Annotated in this window: 15 protein-coding genes; 10 read left to right on the top strand and 5 right to left on the bottom strand. The window is 65.9% G+C overall.

Going from position 1 to position 17,696, the window contains the following annotated elements:
• Positions 1-5 precede the first annotated feature (5 nt).
• Both ACSS7Z_RS01745 and ACSS7Z_RS01750 read right to left on the bottom strand, forming a co-directional pair.
• A complete protein-coding gene (locus tag ACSS7Z_RS01745) occupies positions 6-2,534 on the bottom strand; it encodes a DEAD/DEAH box helicase (protein ID WP_438252706.1) in 2,529 nt (842 codons plus the stop codon).
• Positions 2,535-2,699: 165 nt separating this feature from the next.
• Complete coding sequence (locus ACSS7Z_RS01750) at positions 2,700-3,074, bottom strand: zinc ribbon domain-containing protein YjdM (protein WP_438252707.1); 375 nt, start codon at positions 3,072-3,074, stop codon at positions 2,700-2,702.
• A gap of 74 nt (positions 3,075-3,148) precedes the next feature.
• On the opposite strand from ACSS7Z_RS01750, the gene ACSS7Z_RS01755 reads away from it, so the two are divergent.
• Together ACSS7Z_RS01755 and ACSS7Z_RS01760 are read left to right on the top strand one after the other, a co-directional pair.
• Positions 3,149-3,511 (top strand): ArsR/SmtB family transcription factor, encoded by a 363-nt coding sequence (locus tag ACSS7Z_RS01755; RefSeq protein ID WP_438252708.1) that lies wholly within the window; start codon positions 3,149-3,151, stop codon positions 3,509-3,511.
• Entirely contained in the window at positions 3,508-5,139 is a 1,632-nt protein-coding gene (locus ACSS7Z_RS01760) for a SulP family inorganic anion transporter (RefSeq protein ID WP_438252709.1), read from the top strand. The genes ACSS7Z_RS01755 and ACSS7Z_RS01760 overlap by 4 nt, the downstream gene beginning before the upstream one ends.
• A 27-nt stretch (positions 5,140-5,166) precedes the next feature.
• Here the strand turns inward: ACSS7Z_RS01760 and deoD are convergent, their stop codons facing one another.
• Both deoD and ACSS7Z_RS01770 read right to left on the bottom strand, forming a co-directional pair.
• A complete protein-coding gene (deoD, locus tag ACSS7Z_RS01765; protein WP_438252710.1) occupies positions 5,167-5,877 on the bottom strand; it encodes a purine-nucleoside phosphorylase in 711 nt (236 codons plus the stop codon).
• A gap of 28 nt (positions 5,878-5,905) precedes the next feature.
• A complete protein-coding gene (locus tag ACSS7Z_RS01770; RefSeq protein WP_438252711.1) occupies positions 5,906-6,931 on the bottom strand; it encodes an FUSC family protein in 1,026 nt (341 codons plus the stop codon).
• 133 nt (positions 6,932-7,064) lie between these two features.
• Between ACSS7Z_RS01770 and ACSS7Z_RS01775 the strand changes: the two genes are divergently transcribed.
• The 6 genes from ACSS7Z_RS01775 to ACSS7Z_RS01800 all read left to right on the top strand — a co-directional run bounded on the left by ACSS7Z_RS01775 (position 7,065) and on the right by ACSS7Z_RS01800 (position 13,114).
• A complete protein-coding gene (locus ACSS7Z_RS01775) occupies positions 7,065-8,138 on the top strand; it encodes an iron-siderophore ABC transporter substrate-binding protein (protein ID WP_438252712.1) in 1,074 nt (357 codons plus the stop codon).
• Between the two features lie 17 nt (positions 8,139-8,155).
• Positions 8,156-9,181 (top strand): FecCD family ABC transporter permease, encoded by a 1,026-nt coding sequence (locus ACSS7Z_RS01780; protein ID WP_438253061.1) that lies wholly within the window; start codon positions 8,156-8,158, stop codon positions 9,179-9,181.
• Positions 9,178-10,200, top strand: coding sequence for a FecCD family ABC transporter permease (locus ACSS7Z_RS01785; protein WP_438252713.1), 1,023 nt, complete (start codon positions 9,178-9,180; stop codon positions 10,198-10,200). The genes ACSS7Z_RS01780 and ACSS7Z_RS01785 overlap by 4 nt, the downstream gene beginning before the upstream one ends.
• A complete protein-coding gene (locus tag ACSS7Z_RS01790; RefSeq protein ID WP_438252714.1) occupies positions 10,197-10,997 on the top strand; it encodes an ABC transporter ATP-binding protein in 801 nt (266 codons plus the stop codon). Before ACSS7Z_RS01785 ends, ACSS7Z_RS01790 begins: the two co-directional genes overlap by 4 nt.
• Positions 10,987-11,928, top strand: a complete 942-nt coding sequence (locus ACSS7Z_RS01795; protein WP_438252716.1) for a siderophore-interacting protein — start codon at positions 10,987-10,989, stop codon at positions 11,926-11,928. The genes ACSS7Z_RS01790 and ACSS7Z_RS01795 overlap by 11 nt, the downstream gene beginning before the upstream one ends.
• A 130-nt stretch (positions 11,929-12,058) precedes the next feature.
• Entirely contained in the window at positions 12,059-13,114 is a 1,056-nt protein-coding gene (locus ACSS7Z_RS01800) for a DUF998 domain-containing protein (RefSeq protein WP_438252717.1), read from the top strand.
• Positions 13,115-13,129: 15 nt separating this feature from the next.
• Here the strand turns inward: ACSS7Z_RS01800 and ACSS7Z_RS01805 are convergent, their stop codons facing one another.
• On the bottom strand, positions 13,130-14,137 hold the full coding sequence (locus tag ACSS7Z_RS01805) for a LacI family DNA-binding transcriptional regulator (protein ID WP_438252718.1): 1,008 nt from the start codon (positions 14,135-14,137) through the stop codon (positions 13,130-13,132).
• Between the two features lie 213 nt (positions 14,138-14,350).
• On the opposite strand from ACSS7Z_RS01805, the gene ACSS7Z_RS01810 reads away from it, so the two are divergent.
• Entirely contained in the window at positions 14,351-16,357 is a 2,007-nt protein-coding gene (locus ACSS7Z_RS01810; protein WP_438252719.1) for a beta-galactosidase, read from the top strand.
• Positions 16,358-16,462: 105 nt separating this feature from the next.
• Complete coding sequence (locus ACSS7Z_RS01815) at positions 16,463-17,689, top strand: sugar ABC transporter substrate-binding protein (protein WP_438252720.1); 1,227 nt, start codon at positions 16,463-16,465, stop codon at positions 17,687-17,689.
• Positions 17,690-17,696: the final 7 nt, after the last annotated feature.

Consider the following 17,696-nt stretch of genomic DNA (forward strand, 5'->3'; position numbering starts at 1 on the left):
CGCTGCTACAGCCGATCAACCCCGGTAACAGTCACCACGGCTTCGCCGGCTTCATCGGATGCCGCAAGATCGACGGTCGCGGAGATGCCCCAGTCGTGGTCGCTAGCAGGGTCGTCGATGATCTGACGCACCGTCCAGCTCGTGGCACCCTCAGTCAGGAGCAGCAGCTTCGAGCTGCGGGCATCCGCTCCGGTGAGGATCTCGTCGTGGTCGGCGAAGTAGGCGTCGAGCGCATCGTTCCATCCATCCGCGCCGAATTCGGAGTCAAGCGCGGCCAGCGCATCGACGTCCTCGCGGGCGGCCAGCTGTACGCGGCGGAACAGCTCGTTGCGCACCAGAATTCGGAATGCACGCACGTTGCTCGTGAGCCGCTTCGGAGCAGGTGGCACGATCGGATCGTCATCCGCACGATGCAGATCGACGATGCCGTTATCCGTGCCGGCACGCAACTCTTCCCACTCATCGAGCAGGCTCGAGTCGACCTGGCGCACAAGCTCACCGAGCCACTCAATCAGGTCGCGAAGGTCTTCGTTCTTGAGTTCCTCCGGAATGGTCTGCGACGCCGCACGATAAGCATCCGACAGGTACCTCAGCACCACGCCCTCTGACCGAGCGATCTTGTAGTACGCGACATATTCCCCGAACGACATGGCTCGCTCATACATGTCGCGCACGACAGCTTTCGGATGCAGTTCGAAGTCGCGAATCCACGGCTGCGCGGCACTGTACGTCTCGAACGTCGCGCTCAAGAGCTCCTCGAGCGGCTTCGGATACGTGATCTGCTCGAGCAGTTCCATGCGCTCGTCGTACTCGATGCCTTCGCGCTTCATCTCCGCCACGGCATCGCCGCGGGCGAGAAACTCCTGCTGGCTTAGCACCGCACGCGGGTCATCGAGGGTCGACTCCACGATCGAGATCATGTCGAGCGCGAATGTCGCGGCATCCGGGTCAAGCAGCTCGAAGGCTGCCAGTGCGAACGGTGACAGTGGTTGGTTCAGCGCAAAGTTCGGTTGTAGATCAACGGTGAGGCGAATCTCGCCAGAATCCGATTGCTCGACGATGCCCGACTCACGCAGCGTGCGATAGATGCCGAGGGCGCGGATCGCGAGCTGACGCTGGCGTGATCGCGGTTCATGGTTGTCATATACCAGTGCGCGCATATTTCCGAACACATCGCCACCACGACCGATCACATTGAGCATCATCGCGCTCGTGATCTGCATGTGTGAGGTCAGGGTCTCCGGTTCCGCATCCACGAGCTTGCGGAACGAGGGCTCTCCCCACGACACGAAGCCGTCCGGAGCCTTCTTGCGGATGAGCTTGCGCTTCTTCTTCGGGTCGTCGCCGGCCTTCTTGATCGCGGCGGCGTTCTCGGACTCGTGCTCCGGAGCCTGACAAACCACGGTGCCCGCGGTGTCGAACCCGGCGCGACCGGCGCGGCCCGCAATCTGATGGAACTCACGCGCATTCAGCTGACGCATCCGCGTGCCGTCGAACTTCGTCAGCGCTGTCAACAGCACCGTGCGGATCGGGACGTTGATCCCGACGCCGAGGGTGTCGGTGCCGCAGATCACACGCAGCATCCCGCGCTGGGCGAGCTGTTCGACGAGTCGCCGATATTTGGGAAGCATGCCCGCGTGATGCACACCGATGCCGGCACGCAGGAACTTGGACAGCGTCCGGCCGAATGCCGTGGTGAAGCGGAACTCGCCGATCAGTGCTGCGATCTCATCGCGCTGCTCGCGCGTCGCGATCTTCGTGCTTGACAGTGCCTGCGCGCGTTCCATGGCCGCGGCCTGTGAGAAGTGCACGACATAGACCGGCGATTGGCTGGTGTTCAGCAGATCCTCGACGGTCTCGTGGATTGGGGTCAGCTCATAGAAGAAGTGCAGCGGCACCGGGCGCTCGACTCCGGTCACGACCGCAGTCTCGCGGTGCGTGCGACGGGTCAGGTCCTCCGCCAATGCGGTCACATCGCCGAGCGTCGCCGACATCAGCACGAACTGCGCCTGCGGCAGAGTCAGCAGCGGAACCTGCCACGCCCACCCGCGCTCGGGGTCGGCGTAGAAGTGGAACTCGTCCATGACGACCTGTCCGACGTCGGCATCCGGTCCCTGGCGAAGCGCGAGGTTCGCCAGGATCTCGGCCGTGCAGCAGATGATCGGCGCATCCGCGTTGACCGATGAGTCGCCGGTGATCATGCCGACGTTCTCGGGGCCAAAGGTCTCGACGAGAGCGAAGAACTTCTCGCTTACCAGGGCTTTGATCGGAGCGGTGTAGTAGCTGCGGCGTCCGTGGACAAGAGCGGAGAAGTGCGCCCCGATCGCGACGAGCGATTTTCCGGTGCCGGTCGGAGTCGACAGGATCAGGTTGTTCCCCGAGACGATCTCAATGACCGCCTCATCCTGCGCCGGGTAGAGCTGGATGCCGGTGGACTCTGCCCATTCGACGAACGCCAGGTAGACGGCATCCGGGTCGACGGCCCCCGTATCGTCGCGCAGGGAGGTCGGATCGAGGCGCGCGGAGGAAGTCATGGTCCTTCGATCATCTCTCACTCAACCGATGGGCACGCACCCTCGCCGCGCACAACTCCTGAGAAATGCTGCGTGGTGACGATCACATCGGCCGAAACAGCCCGATCCGCGCCAGTTTTCAGGAGTTATGAACCAGAAAGACAGTTATGAACCAGAAAGACCGGCTCAGACCTTCTTGACGACGCTCGACTTCAGCAGCATGGGGCCGAATCCGTCGACCTTGCAGTCGATGTCGTGGCCGTTGACCGGATCGATGAGGCGGATGCCGCGCACCTTGGTGCCGGCCTTGATCGCCTGCGACCCCTTCACTTTGATGGAGGTGGTCACCACGACCGAGTCGCCATCGGCGAGGACGTTGCCGACGGAGTCCTTCACAACAGCGGCACCGCCAGCAGCGGCGTCAGCATCAGCATCGGCGGACGCGGCATCGGCCTCAGCAGGTGACCACTCATGTCCGCACATCGGGCAGACGAGCAGCGCGCCCATTTCATAGGCGTGCTCGCTGGAGCACTCGGGGCACAGGGGAAGCGAATCAGCCATGCCGTCATGATACCGCGATATGATGAAATCATCAGACCGCCACTGCCTGATGCTGCCGAAGGAGGGCTCGCCGCATGTTCACCGACCCGAATCGGCCGCTCTATGAGGTGAAAGCCGGGCTCTTCAAGGGCCTCGCACACCCGATCCGGATCCGCATCCTCGAGGTGCTCTCCGCGACGCCCGAGGCCTCGGTTTCCGAGCTCCTCAAAGCCATCGACATCGAGGCTTCACATGTCTCCCAGCACCTGTCCGTGCTGCGCCGCAACCGACTGGTCATCTCGGAACGTCGCGGCAGCCTCGTCTTCTACCGCCTCGCCTACCCGCAGGTGGCGGATCTGCTCCACGTCGCCCGAGCACTGCTAGCCGAGATACTCGAGACCACCCAGGAGCAACTGATCGCGCGGGAAGGGCTCCCCGAGATCCTGGTTCGTTCATGAGCCTGCGATCTGCGCTGACGCTGCTGCCGGCGGCATCCGACTATCGCGGACTGCGCCGCAGCTGGAAAGGCGACATCCTCGCGGGGATCACTGTCGGCATCGTCGCGCTACCGCTGGCACTCGCCTTCGGTGTCAGCTCGGGCGCGGGAGCAGCAAGCGGGCTGGTGACCGCGATCATCGCGGGCTTCGTCGCAGCGGTGTTCGGCGGGTCCCACGTGCAGGTGTCCGGGCCGACCGGCGCCATGGTGGTCGTGCTCGCACCGATCCTCGCGCAGCATGGCGCAGGTGCCCTGGCCGCGGTCTGCCTGCTCGCCGGGATCATGGTGCTCCTCGCCGGCGTGCTGCGCCTGGGCCGCACCGTCGGATACATTCCGTGGCCGGTGATCGAGGGCTTCACCCTCGGCATTGCCATCATCATCTTCCTGCAGCAGGTGCCAACCGCGACCGGCACCCCGATCGGTGACAGCACAAATGCCGCGATCGCCGCGTGGCAATCACTGATGATGGTGGGCTGGCCGAAGCTCGGCTGGTCGCTGCTGCTCGTCGTGGTGGTCGTTGTGATCATGCTCGTCTCGCTGAAGATTCATCCGCGCTTTCCCGGTTCCCTGCTCGCGATCGTCGTTGCTTCGCTGATCGGGCTGGCTCTGCCCGTCGACACGATCGGACAGCTGCCGACGGGCTTGCCCGCGCCAACCCTGCCCACACTTGACCCCGCGGTGCTGCTGTCGTTGGCGGGTCCCGCCGCTGCCGTGGCCGCGCTTGCCGCGATCGAGTCGCTGCTCTCCGTACGCGTGGCATCCACGCTCGCCGACACCGGCCACTACGACGCCGACCGTGAGCTGGTCGGGCAGGGACTCGCCTCGCTCGCCGCGGGACTATTCGGCGGGATGCCGGCGACCGGCGCGATCGCCCGCACGGCAGTGAACGTCCGGGCGGGGGCGCGCACGCGGCTCGCGTCGATTGTCCATGCCGTGCTGCTGCTGGCGATAGCCCTGGTCGGGGCATCCGTCGTCTCGCACATTCCGCTCGCAGCTCTCGCCGGTGTGCTGATGGTGACCGCATGCCGCATGGTCGCGCCGTCGACGGTGCGCACCGTGATGCGCTCGACGCGGGCGGATGCTGTCGTCTTCTGCCTCACCGCGGTGATCACTGTCAGCGTCGATCTCATCTACGCCGTGCTCATCGGCCTCGTCGCGGCCGGCTTCTTCGCGCTTCGTCAGCTCGCGCGCACCAGCGGTGTGTATCGCGAGGAGCTGCCGGGTGCGGCGCAGCCGGGGGATGAGCGCATCGCGGTGTTCCGACTGGAGGGTGCGCTGTTCTTCGGTGCAGCCGAGAAGACCATGGAGCGGGTCAATGAGCTGCGCGATGTCGAGGTCGTCGTGCTGCGGATGTCTCAGCTGCAGGTTCTCGATGCGACCGGCGCGCAGGTGATCACCGAGCTGATCACCTCGCTGGAGCGACGGGGCATCACCGTGCTGGTGAAGGGCATCGCGCCGCAGCATCGTGAGCTCGCCGAGCGCGTGGGCGTGATCGCATCCCTGCGTCACCAGAACCACCTGTTCGAGGATCTCGGCACCGCTGTCGCGCATGCGCGCAGCCACATCGTGCGGGCGGCCTCGGCGGGGTGAGGCTTGGGCCGAGGCTCGGGTCGGGCCTCAGGCCGTCGCCGCGCGCAACGCGATCTCGATCATGTCGCCGAAGGTCTGCTCGCGCTCCTTCGCGGTCGTCTCCTCGCCGGTGATGAGGTGATCCGACACGGTGCAGATGCTCAGCGCCTGACGGTCGTAGTACGCCGCGAGCGTGTAGAGCCCGCTGGTCTCCATCTCCACGCCCAGCGCGCCGTGCTTCACGAACGGTTCGCTGAGCTCTGGCCGAGTGCTGTAGAACTGGTCGCTCGAGAACAGCAGGCCGACGTGGACGTTCGACGGAATCGACAGCTCCTCGCTCGCCTCCACCGCTGCGCGCAGGAGTGCGAAGTCTGCAACGGGCGCGTAGTCCAGTCCGTTGAATCGCACGCGGTTGATGCCCGAATCGGTGCAGGCGCCATTGGCGATGATGATGTCGCGCACCGCCAGCTTCTCGGTCAGCGCACCGCAGGAGCCGACGCGCACAATCTTCTGCACGTCGTACTCGTTGAACAGCTCATTGGCGTAGATCGCCATCGACGGCTGACCCATGCCGGACCCCTGCACCGAGATGCGATGGCCCTGCCAGGTGCCGGTGAATCCCAGCATCCCTCGGGTCTCCGAATACAGCACGGCATCCTCGAGGAAAGTCTCCGCGATCCACTGCGCCCGCAGCGGGTCTCCGGGGAACAGGACGACGGGGGCGATCTGACCGGGCTCAGCGGCGATGTGGGTGCTCATGTGTCGAGCGTAGTCACCCCTCGCGGGCTCAGTCCTCGACGAGCGCTTCGCGGATGCGGCGCAGATCCTCCATGAGTGAGCCGATGAGAATCCAGTGACCGGATGCCGGCGGCCGCACCCGCAGCGGAGCCGTCAGCGCTTGGATCGCCGATGTCTCGGTCGTCTCTTCCGGCGCGACCTCAGCGAGCTGCACGGCCAATCGCACGTCGTGCCCGGCGCGGCGCAGCTGCTCGGCAATCGCGTGCACGGTCGGCTCGTCGGCCAGAGTGTCGTCATAGTGGTCGAAGTACGCCCGCGTCATTCCAATCACCTGCGTGACGATCGGTGCCAGCCGGGTGAGCAGGGTGCGCATCTCGGCGAGATCGCCGCGTGCGGCGCGGCGCGGGTTCAGGGTCAGTGATTCCTCGCCGGCGGTGACCGATTCCTCGGCGGCCTCTTTCATCGGACGCAGCAGCCGCGCTTCCAGCATGAGCTCCTGCAGCTGCTGCGGCGTTCGGGCCGTGGGCAGTGCAACGGCCAGCCGATCCAGGCTCGCGGCCAGCTCAGCACCGAGCAGACCGAGGTCACGACGTGCCGGAGCGGTGAGGACGGGCGGCACGATCAGCGCGTTCACGATGAGCCCGATCGCGACGCCGATCAAGGTCTCCAGGATCCGATCGACCGCGTACTGCGGGCTAGAGGACCCGAGTGCCAGCACGAGCATCGCTGAGATGGCAACCTGGTTGCCCACCCCCGGTGTCGCGCGAAAGGCCCAGGCGACGAGCATCGCCACGACGATCGCGAGCAGCACGACCCAGCTCTGCGGGCCCAGCAGCAGGCTGAGTGCTGACGCGATGACAACGCCGACGATGACTCCGAGGCTGCGTTCGATGGCCTTGGTGAATGACTGGTTCACACTCGGCAACACGACCAGCAGGGCGCCGATCGCGGCGAACACGGGCAGTGGTCCCGGCATCAGCCATCCGGCAATCAACCACGCGCCGATCGTCGCCACGGCCGACTTCACGACCTGCAGCAGGGGAGCGCGCTTCGCGCTGCGCACTGTCATCCGCATGAGGCAACGTTAGCGCCGTAATGTCAAAACTCACTCTTGTGAGGTGACCCTAACCTCGTGTTACATTAGGCGAGGCTTACCAAAGTCTCCACGCTTCACGTCACCCGAAACCACCAACCCGAAAGGGAAGCCTGTGCGCATTTCCCGTCCCGTGGGCTTCAGCGCAGCAGCTGTTCTGGCCGTCGGCCTCGTAGCCTGCTCGTCGCCCGCCCCCACCAGCACCGACGCATCCGCTGGCTCGAATCCGGCATCCGATGATGCGTTCCCGGTAACGGTCGAGCACATCTACGGCGAGACGACGATCACGCAGAAGCCGGAACGGGTTGCGACCGTCGCCTGGGCGAATCACGAAGTGCCGCTCGCTCTGGGCATCGTCCCGGTCGGTATGAGCAAGGCGACCTGGGGCGACGACAATGACAACGGGGTGCTCCCGTGGGTCGAGGACGAGATGACCGAACTCGGCGTTGACGTCTCGCTGATCGGCGATGAGAAGGCCGAGCAAGCCGGCGACGTTCCCGTGCTGTTCGACGAGACGGACGGCGTCGACTTCGAAGCAGTCGCCGACACGAACCCCGACGTGATTCTGGCCTCATACTCCGGCATCACGCAGGAGGAGTACGACACCCTCTCCAAGATCGCACCGGTCATCGCCTACCCCGAGATCGCCTGGGCGACCTCGGTCGAGGACATGATCACGATGAACTCGACGGCGCTCGGCCTCGCCGAGGCGGGCGACGCTCTGATCGACGAGATCCACGCCGAGACGGATGCTGCGCTTGAGGCCCACCCGGCACTCAAGGACGCAAAGCTCCTGTTCACCTACCTCGACCCGAGCGATCTGAGCCAGGTCGGCTTCTACACCCCCGCTGATACGCGCCCCGGCTTCCTCATGGACCTCGGCCTTCCGGTGCCGGAGGTCCTCGAGAAGAACGCCGACAGCACCGAGTTCTACCTCACACTCAGCGCGGAGGAAGCCGACAAGTTCAACGACGTCGACGTATTCATCTCCTATGGAGATGAGTCGATGATCGCCACGCTCCAGGCCGACCCGCTGCTGTCGAAGATCCCCGCCGTCGCCGAGGGGCGGATTGCGATCCTTCCGGATGCTACGCCGATCGCAGCATCCGCGAACCCGTCGCCGCTGTCCATCGGCTGGGGGATCGACGACTACTTCGCGATCCTCGAGGCGCCGCTGCTGAGCGAGTGACCTCAGTCGCCACGACCATGACGCCGGGCGCCGCAGAACTGCGGCGCCCGGCGCTTGCCCGCATCGTCTGGCTGCTCATCGGTGCGGGCGTCATTGTCGTCCTCAGCATCCTCTCGCTGTCTTTCGGGGTGCGTGCGGTCTCGATCGACGATGTGCTCACCGCCCTCGGCGGACACGACGAGACCATCGCTCAGGCGGCGATCATCAAGCGCATCCCGCGCACGGTGCTGGCGATTCTCGTCGGCGCAGCCCTCGCCCTGTCCGGGGCGACCATGCAGGCTGTCACGCGCAATCCCATCGCCGAACCGGGGATTCTCGGTATCTCGAACGGCGCCTCCCTTGCCGTCGTGTTCGGCATCGCCTTCTTCGGACTGTCCAGCGCATCCAGCCAGATGTTCGTCGCGATCGCGGGTGCGGCCGTGGCCGGCGTCTTCGTCTACGCCGTCGGATCATTGGGGCGCGGCGGCGCAACTCCGCTGAAACTCGCCCTGGCGGGGGCTGCGACCTCGGCCGCGCTGGGCGCGCTCATCAGCGCCATCATGCTGCCGCGCGCCGACCTGCTGCAGACGTTCCAGTCCTGGATGATCGGCGGTGTCGGGGGTGCTGAATGGCCCCGGATCGCGGTCATCGCGCCAGCGCTCGGCATCGGCGCGCTCATCTGCTTCGCATGCTCTCGCGGGATGAACTCGCTCGCGCTCGGTGACGACATGGCCGCAGGCCTCGGAGAGAACGTCTTTCGAACGCGGCTCATCTCGGCTCTCGGTGCGGTGATCCTCGCCGGAGCCGCCACCGCGATCGCCGGCCCTATCGGCTTCGTCGGCCTCGTCATCCCGCACCTGTGCCGCCTCCTGATCGGCACGGATCATCGCTGGCTGCTGCCGTTCTCCGCGATCGCGGGCGCAGCGCTGCTGCTCGCAAGTGACATCGTCGGCCGCGTCATCGCCCCCTCCGGAGAAGAGATTCAGGTCGGCATCATCACTGCGGTGATCGGTGCACCCTTCTTCATCTGGATCGTCCGCAGGCAGAAGGTGCGTGAGCTGTGACGGCTGCGATCATCGCCGGTCGCCGCGCGCGCCACCGCCGTCACGCCATCGCGAGCATCGTGCTGGCCGTGCTGCTGCTTGCACTCGCCGCGATCGCGCTCATGGTGGGCAACACTTTCTACACCCCCGGTGAGGTCATCCGAGTGATCCTGGGCGAGACCGTGCCGGGAGCATCCTTCACCGTCGGTGAACTCCGCCTGCCGCGCACCGTGCTCGCCATCCTCGCCGGTTTCGCGTTCGGAATCGCCGGTGTGGCGTTTCAGACGCTGCTGCGCAACCCGCTCGCATCCCCTGACATCATCGGCATCACCGAGGGGGCGAGTGCAGCAGCCGTCGTCGGCATCGTCGTCCTCGGCCTCACCGGCCCGATGGTCTCGGTTCTCGCACTGGCCGGCGCCCTGATCACCGCCCTGGCGATCTACCTGCTTTCGAACAAGGGCGGCTTCGCCGGCATCCGTTTGATTCTGATCGGGATCGGCGTCGCGGCGATGCTGCACAGCGTCGTGTCGTACGTGCTCTCCCGGGCTGCGCAGTGGGACATCCAGACGGCTATGCGCTGGCTCACCGGCAGTCTGAACAATGCGTCCTGGGACGATATCGTCCCGCTTGCGATCGCCAGCGTTGTCGTCCTGCCGTTCCTATTCAGCCAGGCCCAAGCGCTCGGGATGCTACAGCTCGGCGACGAGTCGGCCGCGGGCCTCGGCGTGCGGGTGCACGCGACACGGCTGATGTTCATCATCGGCGCTGTCTCGCTGCTGGCGTTCGCGACAGCCGCGACCGGACCGATCGCCTTCGTCGCATTCATGTCCGGACCCATCGCCGCTCGCGTCACTGGACCTGGGGCGAACCTCCTGCTGCCATCCGCATTCGTGGGTGCGGTGCTCGTGCTCGCGGGCGACCTGATCGGTCAGTTCGTCTTCGACGCGCGCTACCCCGTCGGCGTGATCACCGGAATTCTCGGTGCGCCGTACCTGATCTATCTACTCATCCGCACCAACCGTTCGGGAGGCTCGCTGTGACCGAGGCCCACACGCTGTCCGCCGAGGCGGTGACGCTCGCCTATGGTGACCGCACCGTCATCGACGGGCTTGATCTGGCCATCGCTCCGGGAAAGATCACCTCAATCGTCGGATCGAATGGATGCGGCAAGTCGACGCTGCTGCGTTCGCTCGCACGTCTGCTGTCGCCGGCATCCGGTCAGGTCGTCCTCGATGGCAAATCCGTGCACTCGCGCCCGACTAAGGAGATCGCACGGGTGCTGGGACTGCTGCCGCAGTCGCCGATCGCACCGGAGGGCATCGCCGTGGCCGACCTGGTGGGCCGTGGCCGGCATCCGCACCAGAAGATGCTCGCGCGGTGGAGCGCACACGACTACGAGGTTGTCGCCGATGCGCTTGCTGTCACCGGCATCACCGATCTTGCCGATCGCAGCGTCGACGAACTCTCCGGTGGTCAGCGCCAACGCGTCTGGATCGCCATGGCTCTCGCACAGGAGACGGACATCCTGCTGCTCGACGAGCCGACCACGTTCCTCGATGTCGCTCACCAGGTCGACGTGCTCGACCTGCTCACGGACCTCAGCGTCTCGCGCGGCACCACCATTGTCATGGTGCTGCACGATCTGAACCTCGCCGCCCGCTACTCCGACGAGCTCGTCGCGATGCGTGACGGCAAGGTGCACGCGCTGGGCGCACCGGATGAAATTCTCACCCACACGCTGGTCGAAGAGGTCTTCGGCATGGCTAATCAGATCACGACCGACCCGGTTTCCGGGAAGCCGATGGTCACCCCGATCGGGAGGCATCATGTCCGCTGAAACTCGTACTCGTCCCTCCTATGTCCTCGCCCGCGCCGAGGTGCGAGCTGTTGAGCGGGTGTCGCCGAGCTTCGTACGCATCACCTTCGGCGGTTCGGAACTTGCCGAATTCGGCACGCCCGGAGATATCTATGACGCGCGGATCAAGCTGGTTTTCCCGCCGGCATCCGGCATTCTGCCTCCGGTCGCGCGTGACACCGACGACTGGTGGGGTGCGTATCTCGCCGTCCCGGAGGAGGAGCGCGGCTCGATGCGCACCTATTCGGTGCGTGATTTGCGAGTGGCGGATGCCAGCACCGAGGTCGTCGTCGACTTCGTGCTGCACCTGGAACCGGGGCTGACCGGGCCCGCGTCGCTGTGGGCGAGCTGCGCCGAAGTCGGTGATGAGCTGCTGATCGTCGGGCCGCGGCGTGGGCGGGAGGACCGCAACGGTATCGAATATGCGCCGGGCGGTGCATCCTCCGTGATGTTGGTCGGGGACGAGACGGCTGCCCCGGCGATCGCGCGGATCCTGGAGGATGCTCCGCGCGATCTGCGTGGAATCGCGTTCATCGAGGTTCCGGCGGCAGCAGACCAGCTGACGATCAATGCACCCGCCGGAGTCGACGTGCACTGGCTGCCGCGCGGTGATGCGGCGCATGGGCTGCGGGTCATCCCGACCGTGCTGGACTATCTGGGAGACACCGGCCACGCCGAGATCGTCGTGCAGGATGCTGAGGGCGAAGACCTGGTGTGGGAAACGCCGATCTACTCGGGCAGCGGCGAGGACGTTGCGCCCACTGCTTCGGGCGACAACAGGTACTTCTGGATCGCGGGGGAGAGCGGCGTCGTCACGACGCTACGCCGCCACCTCGTGAAGGAGCTCGGCATCGACCGCGCACAGGTGGCCTTCATGGGCTACTGGCGCCGCGGCGTCGCCATGCGCGGCTAGCCCGCGAGCACCGCGCCCCCGCGTACCCACCACCCACCACCCACGGGGTGTGGGGCCGGGTGCGGGCAACAAGTGGGACGCGGGGCGGGCGGCGGCGTGGTTTGATCGAAGAATGGAGCAGGATCCGCAGATGGCGCAGGAACCCGAGATGACACGGGAGACCCGTGCGATCTGGGCGACCCTCATCTGCTTCGTCATCGGGGCGGCGCTGGGAACGCTCGTGCTGTGGGGAAGCCCGCGCCCGATCGCGGGTGACGGTTCGGTGGGTCTACCCGCCGCGTTCGTCGCGGGAGGCATCGCCGCAGCATCCTTCGTGGTATCGACGTTCCTGCATCGCCGCGGTCAGAACCACGAGATGCCGCGCTGGCAGATCATCATCTCGGCTTCCTCCGCCGTTGCCCTCACGCTGGCCTTCGCCGGGGTCACAGCACTGGGCGTGCTGCTGGCCAGTGAAGTGCTCGGCGTCGGATTGCAGGGACTGGAGCTTCCGGCATTCGGTGGTGCCCTCGTCATCGCGGTGGCCAGCGCGATTGGCGGTCGCCTCGCATTCGACGCCGGCATTGGCCTGCGCACCACCGACCTCGCAACACTGCTGTTCAGCTATCTCGCCATCGGCACGCTGTTCGCCATGCTCACCGCAGCTGATCCTCATTGGTGGGAGCTGAACTTCTCACAGCTCGGCATCGGCGACGGGGCCTGGGCGTTCAACGGGACGCTCGTCGTCGCCGGCATCCTGACCGCGACCGTCGGCATGTATATCGGACGTGATCTGCACCGCATCCGCGGCGACGCCTGGTTCGGCCGCATTGCGGCTGTGTCACTGCTGTGGGTGGGGACCGGAGTCGCGCTCGCCGGGGTCGGCCTGTTCCCGGTCGAGCAGATCGTCGTGGTGCACAACATCGCGGCCGCCTCGACGCTCGTGCTGTTCGTCGCAGCCGGAGTCGCGACGACCGTTGCGATGCCGGGGCCACCGCGTCCGCTGCTGGTGGTCACGGTCGGCATCGCGCTGCTGCTCGTGGTCGCGTTCGTCCTCGCGGACGGCTTCAAGCTGTACTCGCTCACGGTGCTCGAGGCGATCGTGATCGGTCTCGGGCTGCTGTGGCTGACTACTCTCGTGCGCATTCTCGCGGTGCTGGCTCCCGAGATGAGCCGCCCCTCGGCGCGCGGATCACTACTGCACGCCTGACGGCGGCGCTAAAGGTCAGGCGCTTTCACGCACCACAAGTTCGGTATCCAGGATCACTGACCGGGGCGGTGCTCCGGCGATCACGTCGAGCAGCACGTGCACCATCTGCGCGCTGATCTGCTCCCAGGGCTGGCGCATCGTGGTGATGGACGGCTCGTGCGTCGCGGCAAGGCCCGAGTCGTCGAAGCCGGCAACGGCGACATCCTCGGGAACGCGCAGCCCGGCGCGTCGAGCGGCGGCGATCGCGCCGGCAGCCATCCTGTCATTGGCGGCGAACACAGCATCCACCCCTCGTTCGAGGAGGCGTGTCATCGCTGTCTGGCCCGATTCGAACGAGTAATCGCCGGTCTCCACCAGGGTCGCGTCGAACCGATCACCGAGCTCCTCGCGGAAGCCCACCAGCCGATAACGCCCGCCCGGCGTGTCATCGGGGCCGGAGATCATGCCGATGCGCTTGTAGTTCTTCTCGCGGAGATACGCGACCATAGTTCTGGCCGACGCCACCTCTTCGACCGAGATCGTCGACAGCTCGGTCTCGTGGCCCAGCGGCACGCCACAGCTCACGATTGGGATGCCCTCGTCGAGCAACTGCGCGAGCAGTGGCTCCGACTCGTGTGAAGAGATCAGAAGGACGCCATCGACGTGCCCCGCGCTGATGAAATGAGCAACGCTTTCGCGCTCGGCCGGGGTACCGGCGACGAGGAGGACGAGGGTCATCGAGCGCTGCGCGAGCGCCTCGGCCGCTCCACGCAGCAACAGGGCGAAAGTCGGGTCGTCGAACAGCAGCTGCTGCGGCTCCGTGAGCAGGAACGCCATCGACCCTGCCCGCCCGGTGGCGAGGCTGCGAGCGTGATGGTTGGCGGTATACCCGGTGGAGACGATGGCCTCTTCGACAGCGACGCGCGCGTCGGGAGACACCCAGTGCCCGCCGTTGATCACGCGCGAAACAGTGCTGCGGGAGACCCCTGCCCGCACGGCCACATCGCGTATCGTCGGCTTGCGCCTCGCCGTTACGTCACTCATCGCTCTGACTCTACTCACTCTCCGTCTGTGGGCTGGGCGCCACACTGGGACCGGTCTCAGTTGGGTAACGGTTGGTTGCACCCCGGTGGTGATCTTCTGCCGTATGGGATAGAACTGAGACCGGTCCCAGTCTTTTACTCATCCGACTGAGACCGGTCCCAGTCAAAATTTTGACAGGGATGCACCTGTGCACACCGACTCAATGGAGCGACGATGACGACCCCCCACGCCTGGCCCGAACTCCGGGGAATCGCCTACGGCGGCGACTACAACCCCGAGCAGTGGTCTCGTGAGACCTGGCGCGAAGACGTCGTTCTCATGCGTGAAGCGGGTGTCAACCTGGTCAGTGTCGGGATCTTCTCCTGGGCACTGGTCGAGGTGGCCGAGGGAGAGTTCGATTTCTCCTGGCTGGACGAGCTGCTCGATCTGCTGCATGAGAACGGCGTCCACGTCGACCTCGGCACTCCCACCGCCTCCCCGCCAGCCTGGTTCTTCGCGAAGCATCCCGATGCTCATGTCATCGACCGCGATGGTCGAACGATGGGCTTCGGCTCGCGGGGGATGGCCTCGCACTCCTCAGCCGCGTATCGCGAAGCCATCGTGCGCTACGCTGACGCGCTCGCTACGCGGTATGCGAAGCATCCAGCCGTCGTCCTCTGGCATGTGCACAACGAATACGGTGTTCCGGTCGGCGAGGACTACTCCCCGCAGTCGGTCAACGCATTCCGCGGATGGCTTCAGGAGAAGTACGCCACCCTCGACGGGCTCAACTCGGCGTGGGGCACCGCCTTCTGGGGCCAGCACTACACCGCGTGGGAGCACATCGGCGCTCCCGCCGCCGCGCCCAGTGTCGTGAACCCCGCCCAGCGCCTGGACTTCGCGCGTTTCACCGATCACCAGCTGCGGGCCTGCTACATCGCGGAGCGCGACGCGATCCGCGTGCACGCTGACCAGCCGATCACCACGAACTTCATGGCGAACCAGAGCTGGACCACCGACCTGTGGGCATGGGGGCGCGAGGTCGACATCGTCTCGGACGATCACTACCTGTGGGCGCCGGACGAGGACGCTCACATCGGCCTGTCCATAGCGGCCGACCTCAGCCGCTCTGTCGGTGGCGGCAAGCCGTGGATCCTGATGGAGCACTCCACCTCGGCCGTGAACTGGCAGCCGCGCAACATCGCCAAGCGCCCGGGCGAGATGGCGCGCAACTCGCTCACGCACTTCGGCCGCGGTGCGGACGCCATCCTGTTCTTCCAGTGGCGCGCCGGTCGCTCAGGCGCAGAGAAGTTCCACTCGGCGATGCTGCCGCACGCCGGAACGAACTCACGGGTCTTCCGCGAGGTGGCGCAGCTCGGTGGCGACCTCGGGCGCCTCGAAGAGGTGCAGGGCTCGACCGTCGAGGCCGACGTCGCAATTCTCTGGGATTTCGAGTCGTTCTGGGCGCAGGATCTGGAATGGCGGCCGACCGATGACATCTCACACCAGGAACGCATCCGCGCGTACTATGAGCGCCTGTGGCGCGATGGCATCACCGTCGACTTCGCGCTTCCGGGCCAGGATCTTTCGCAGTACAAGCTCGTCGTCGCCCCCGCGCAGTACATGCTGACAGCGGCGGATGCTGAGAACCTCACTCGCTACGTCGCAGACGGCGGAACACTGCTGGTGTCATATTTCTCGGCCGTTGTCGATGAGAACGATGCCGTCCACCCCGGAGGCTTCCTCGCTCCGCTGCGCGATGTTCTCGGCGTCGATGTCGAAGAGCACCTTCCGCTGCGCGCCGGCGCCACGGCCGGTGTTGCACTGGGCGGAGGCGAGCTGCTGGGCGCCGACCACTGGCAAGAGGCGCTGCGCCTGCATGGTGCGGATGTCTTCGGCCGATACAGCCAGGGCCCGGCGGCGGGCGAGCCCGCCATCACCCGCAACACGCACGGCGACGGCACCGCCTGGTATGTCAGCACGCGACTGGATGCTGACAGCCTGAAGACCCTCATGAACGCGGTTTACGCCGATGCGGGCGTATCGACGGAAGGCCTGCCCGAGGGGCTCGAAGTCATCACGCGTCACGGCGCCGACGCGTCGTATCGGATCGCCGTGAACCACAACGAGCAGGATGCCGTGCTCGCAGCAGACGGGCATGAACTGCTCAGCGATACCGAGGTGCAGGGCAGCTTCACCGTTCCAGCAGGCGGCGTCGCCGTCATCCGCACCACCAAATAGACAACTCCATAGCGGCGGACCATCCGGTCCGCCGCACACACCCGGTCGTGACGATGCGGCTCGCTCTGCGAAGCGCGTCGGCGACCACAGCAGATTGGAACCCGAATGCGTAAGCACATCGGAATCAGCGCATTTGCGCTGGCAGCGGCCGTCGCCCTGACCGGCTGCGGTTCGAGCGCTCCTGAAGGCGGCGACGATGCCCCCGCTGGCGATGGCGCAGAACTGGTCATCTGGACGGACGCCGAGCGCGAAGCAGCACTCACGGCAGCAGCCGAGTCGTTCGAAGAGGAGACCGGCGCGAAGATCACGCTCGTTCAGAAGAACTTCGAAGATCTCCGCAATGACTTCATCGCACAGGTGCCGACCGGTGAGGGCCCCGACATCACCGTCGGTGCACACGACTGGCTGGGCGCGCTCGTCGCGGCCGGTGTCGTCGACACCCTCGACCTCGGTGATGCAGCCGAGGAGTTCGAGCAGGTCGCTCTCGACGCCATGACCTACGACGGCCAGCTCTATGCGCTGCCCTACTCACTCGAGACCGTCGCCCTCATTCAGAACGTCGATCTCGTCGGCGATGCGGCACCGGCGACGTGGGACGAGATGATCCAGAAGGGCATCGACTCCGGCGCCGAGCGTCCCTTCGTGATCAATACCGCCGGTGAGACCGGCGATGGGTACACGATGTACGGTCTGCAGACATCATTCGACGTACCGGTGTTCGTGCAGGACGACTCCGGCTCGTACACGAGCGAGGTCGGCATGGGCGGTGCTGCCGGTGAGGCCTTCGCCACCTGGTTGGGCGCGAACGGTGCGAACGGCACCGGCTACATCTCCACCACGGTCGACTACGACATCAACAACGAGCTGTTCGTGTCCGGCAAGGCGCCGTACACGATCCAGGGCCCGTGGGTGATGAGCGTCTTTGACGGCATGAACGTGACGGTAAACCCGATCCCGTCTGCCGGTGGCTCCGCTGCTGCTCCGTTCGTCGGTGTGCAGGGCTTCTACCTCTCAAGTGCGAGCAAGAACGCTCTGCTCGCACAGGAGTTCATGGTGAACTACCTCGGCACCGAGGATGCCCAGCGTGCGCTGTACGAGGCTGACCCGCGCATCCCGGCGTGGACGACGTTGGCCGACGAGGTCTCCTCTGACCCCATCACCGCTGGTTTCGTTGAGTCCGCAAAGGGCGGCGTCCCGATGCCGTCGATCCCCGAGATGGGCTCGGTCTGGGACCTGTGGAACGCTGCTCAGGTGCAGATCATCAACGGTGCAGACCCGGCCAGCACGTGGAACACCATGGTCACTGACCTTGAGGCCACTCTGGCCGGTTGATCCGTCG

It is taken from the genome of Microbacterium wangyouchuni (assembly GCF_051546305.1).
Classification (GTDB): domain Bacteria; phylum Actinomycetota; class Actinomycetes; order Actinomycetales; family Microbacteriaceae; genus Microbacterium.

Excerpts from the sequence above, each read along its gene's own strand:
- ACSS7Z_RS01795 (WP_438252716.1), top strand. The coding sequence starts at position 10,987 with ATGTCCGCTGAAACTCGTACTCGTCCCTCCTATGTCCTCGCCCGCGCC.
- ACSS7Z_RS01805 (WP_438252718.1), bottom strand. The coding sequence starts at position 14,137 with ATGAGTGACGTAACGGCGAGGCGCAAGCCGACGATACGCGATGTGGCC.
- ACSS7Z_RS01770 (WP_438252711.1), bottom strand. The coding sequence starts at position 6,931 with ATGCGGATGACAGTGCGCAGCGCGAAGCGCGCTCCCCTGCTGCAGGTC.
- ACSS7Z_RS01760 (WP_438252709.1), top strand. The coding sequence starts at position 3,508 with ATGAGCCTGCGATCTGCGCTGACGCTGCTGCCGGCGGCATCCGACTAT.
- ACSS7Z_RS01815 (WP_438252720.1), top strand. The coding sequence starts at position 16,463 with ATGCGTAAGCACATCGGAATCAGCGCATTTGCGCTGGCAGCGGCCGTC.
- ACSS7Z_RS01755 (WP_438252708.1), top strand. The coding sequence starts at position 3,149 with ATGTTCACCGACCCGAATCGGCCGCTCTATGAGGTGAAAGCCGGGCTC.
- ACSS7Z_RS01750 (WP_438252707.1), bottom strand. The coding sequence starts at position 3,074 with ATGGCTGATTCGCTTCCCCTGTGCCCCGAGTGCTCCAGCGAGCACGCC.
- ACSS7Z_RS01800 (WP_438252717.1), top strand. The coding sequence starts at position 12,059 with ATGGCGCAGGAACCCGAGATGACACGGGAGACCCGTGCGATCTGGGCG.
- ACSS7Z_RS01810 (WP_438252719.1), top strand. The coding sequence starts at position 14,351 with ATGACGACCCCCCACGCCTGGCCCGAACTCCGGGGAATCGCCTACGGC.
- ACSS7Z_RS01780 (WP_438253061.1), top strand. The coding sequence starts at position 8,156 with ATGACGCCGGGCGCCGCAGAACTGCGGCGCCCGGCGCTTGCCCGCATC.
- deoD (WP_438252710.1), bottom strand. The coding sequence starts at position 5,877 with ATGAGCACCCACATCGCCGCTGAGCCCGGTCAGATCGCCCCCGTCGTC.
- ACSS7Z_RS01745 (WP_438252706.1), bottom strand. The coding sequence starts at position 2,534 with ATGACTTCCTCCGCGCGCCTCGATCCGACCTCCCTGCGCGACGATACG.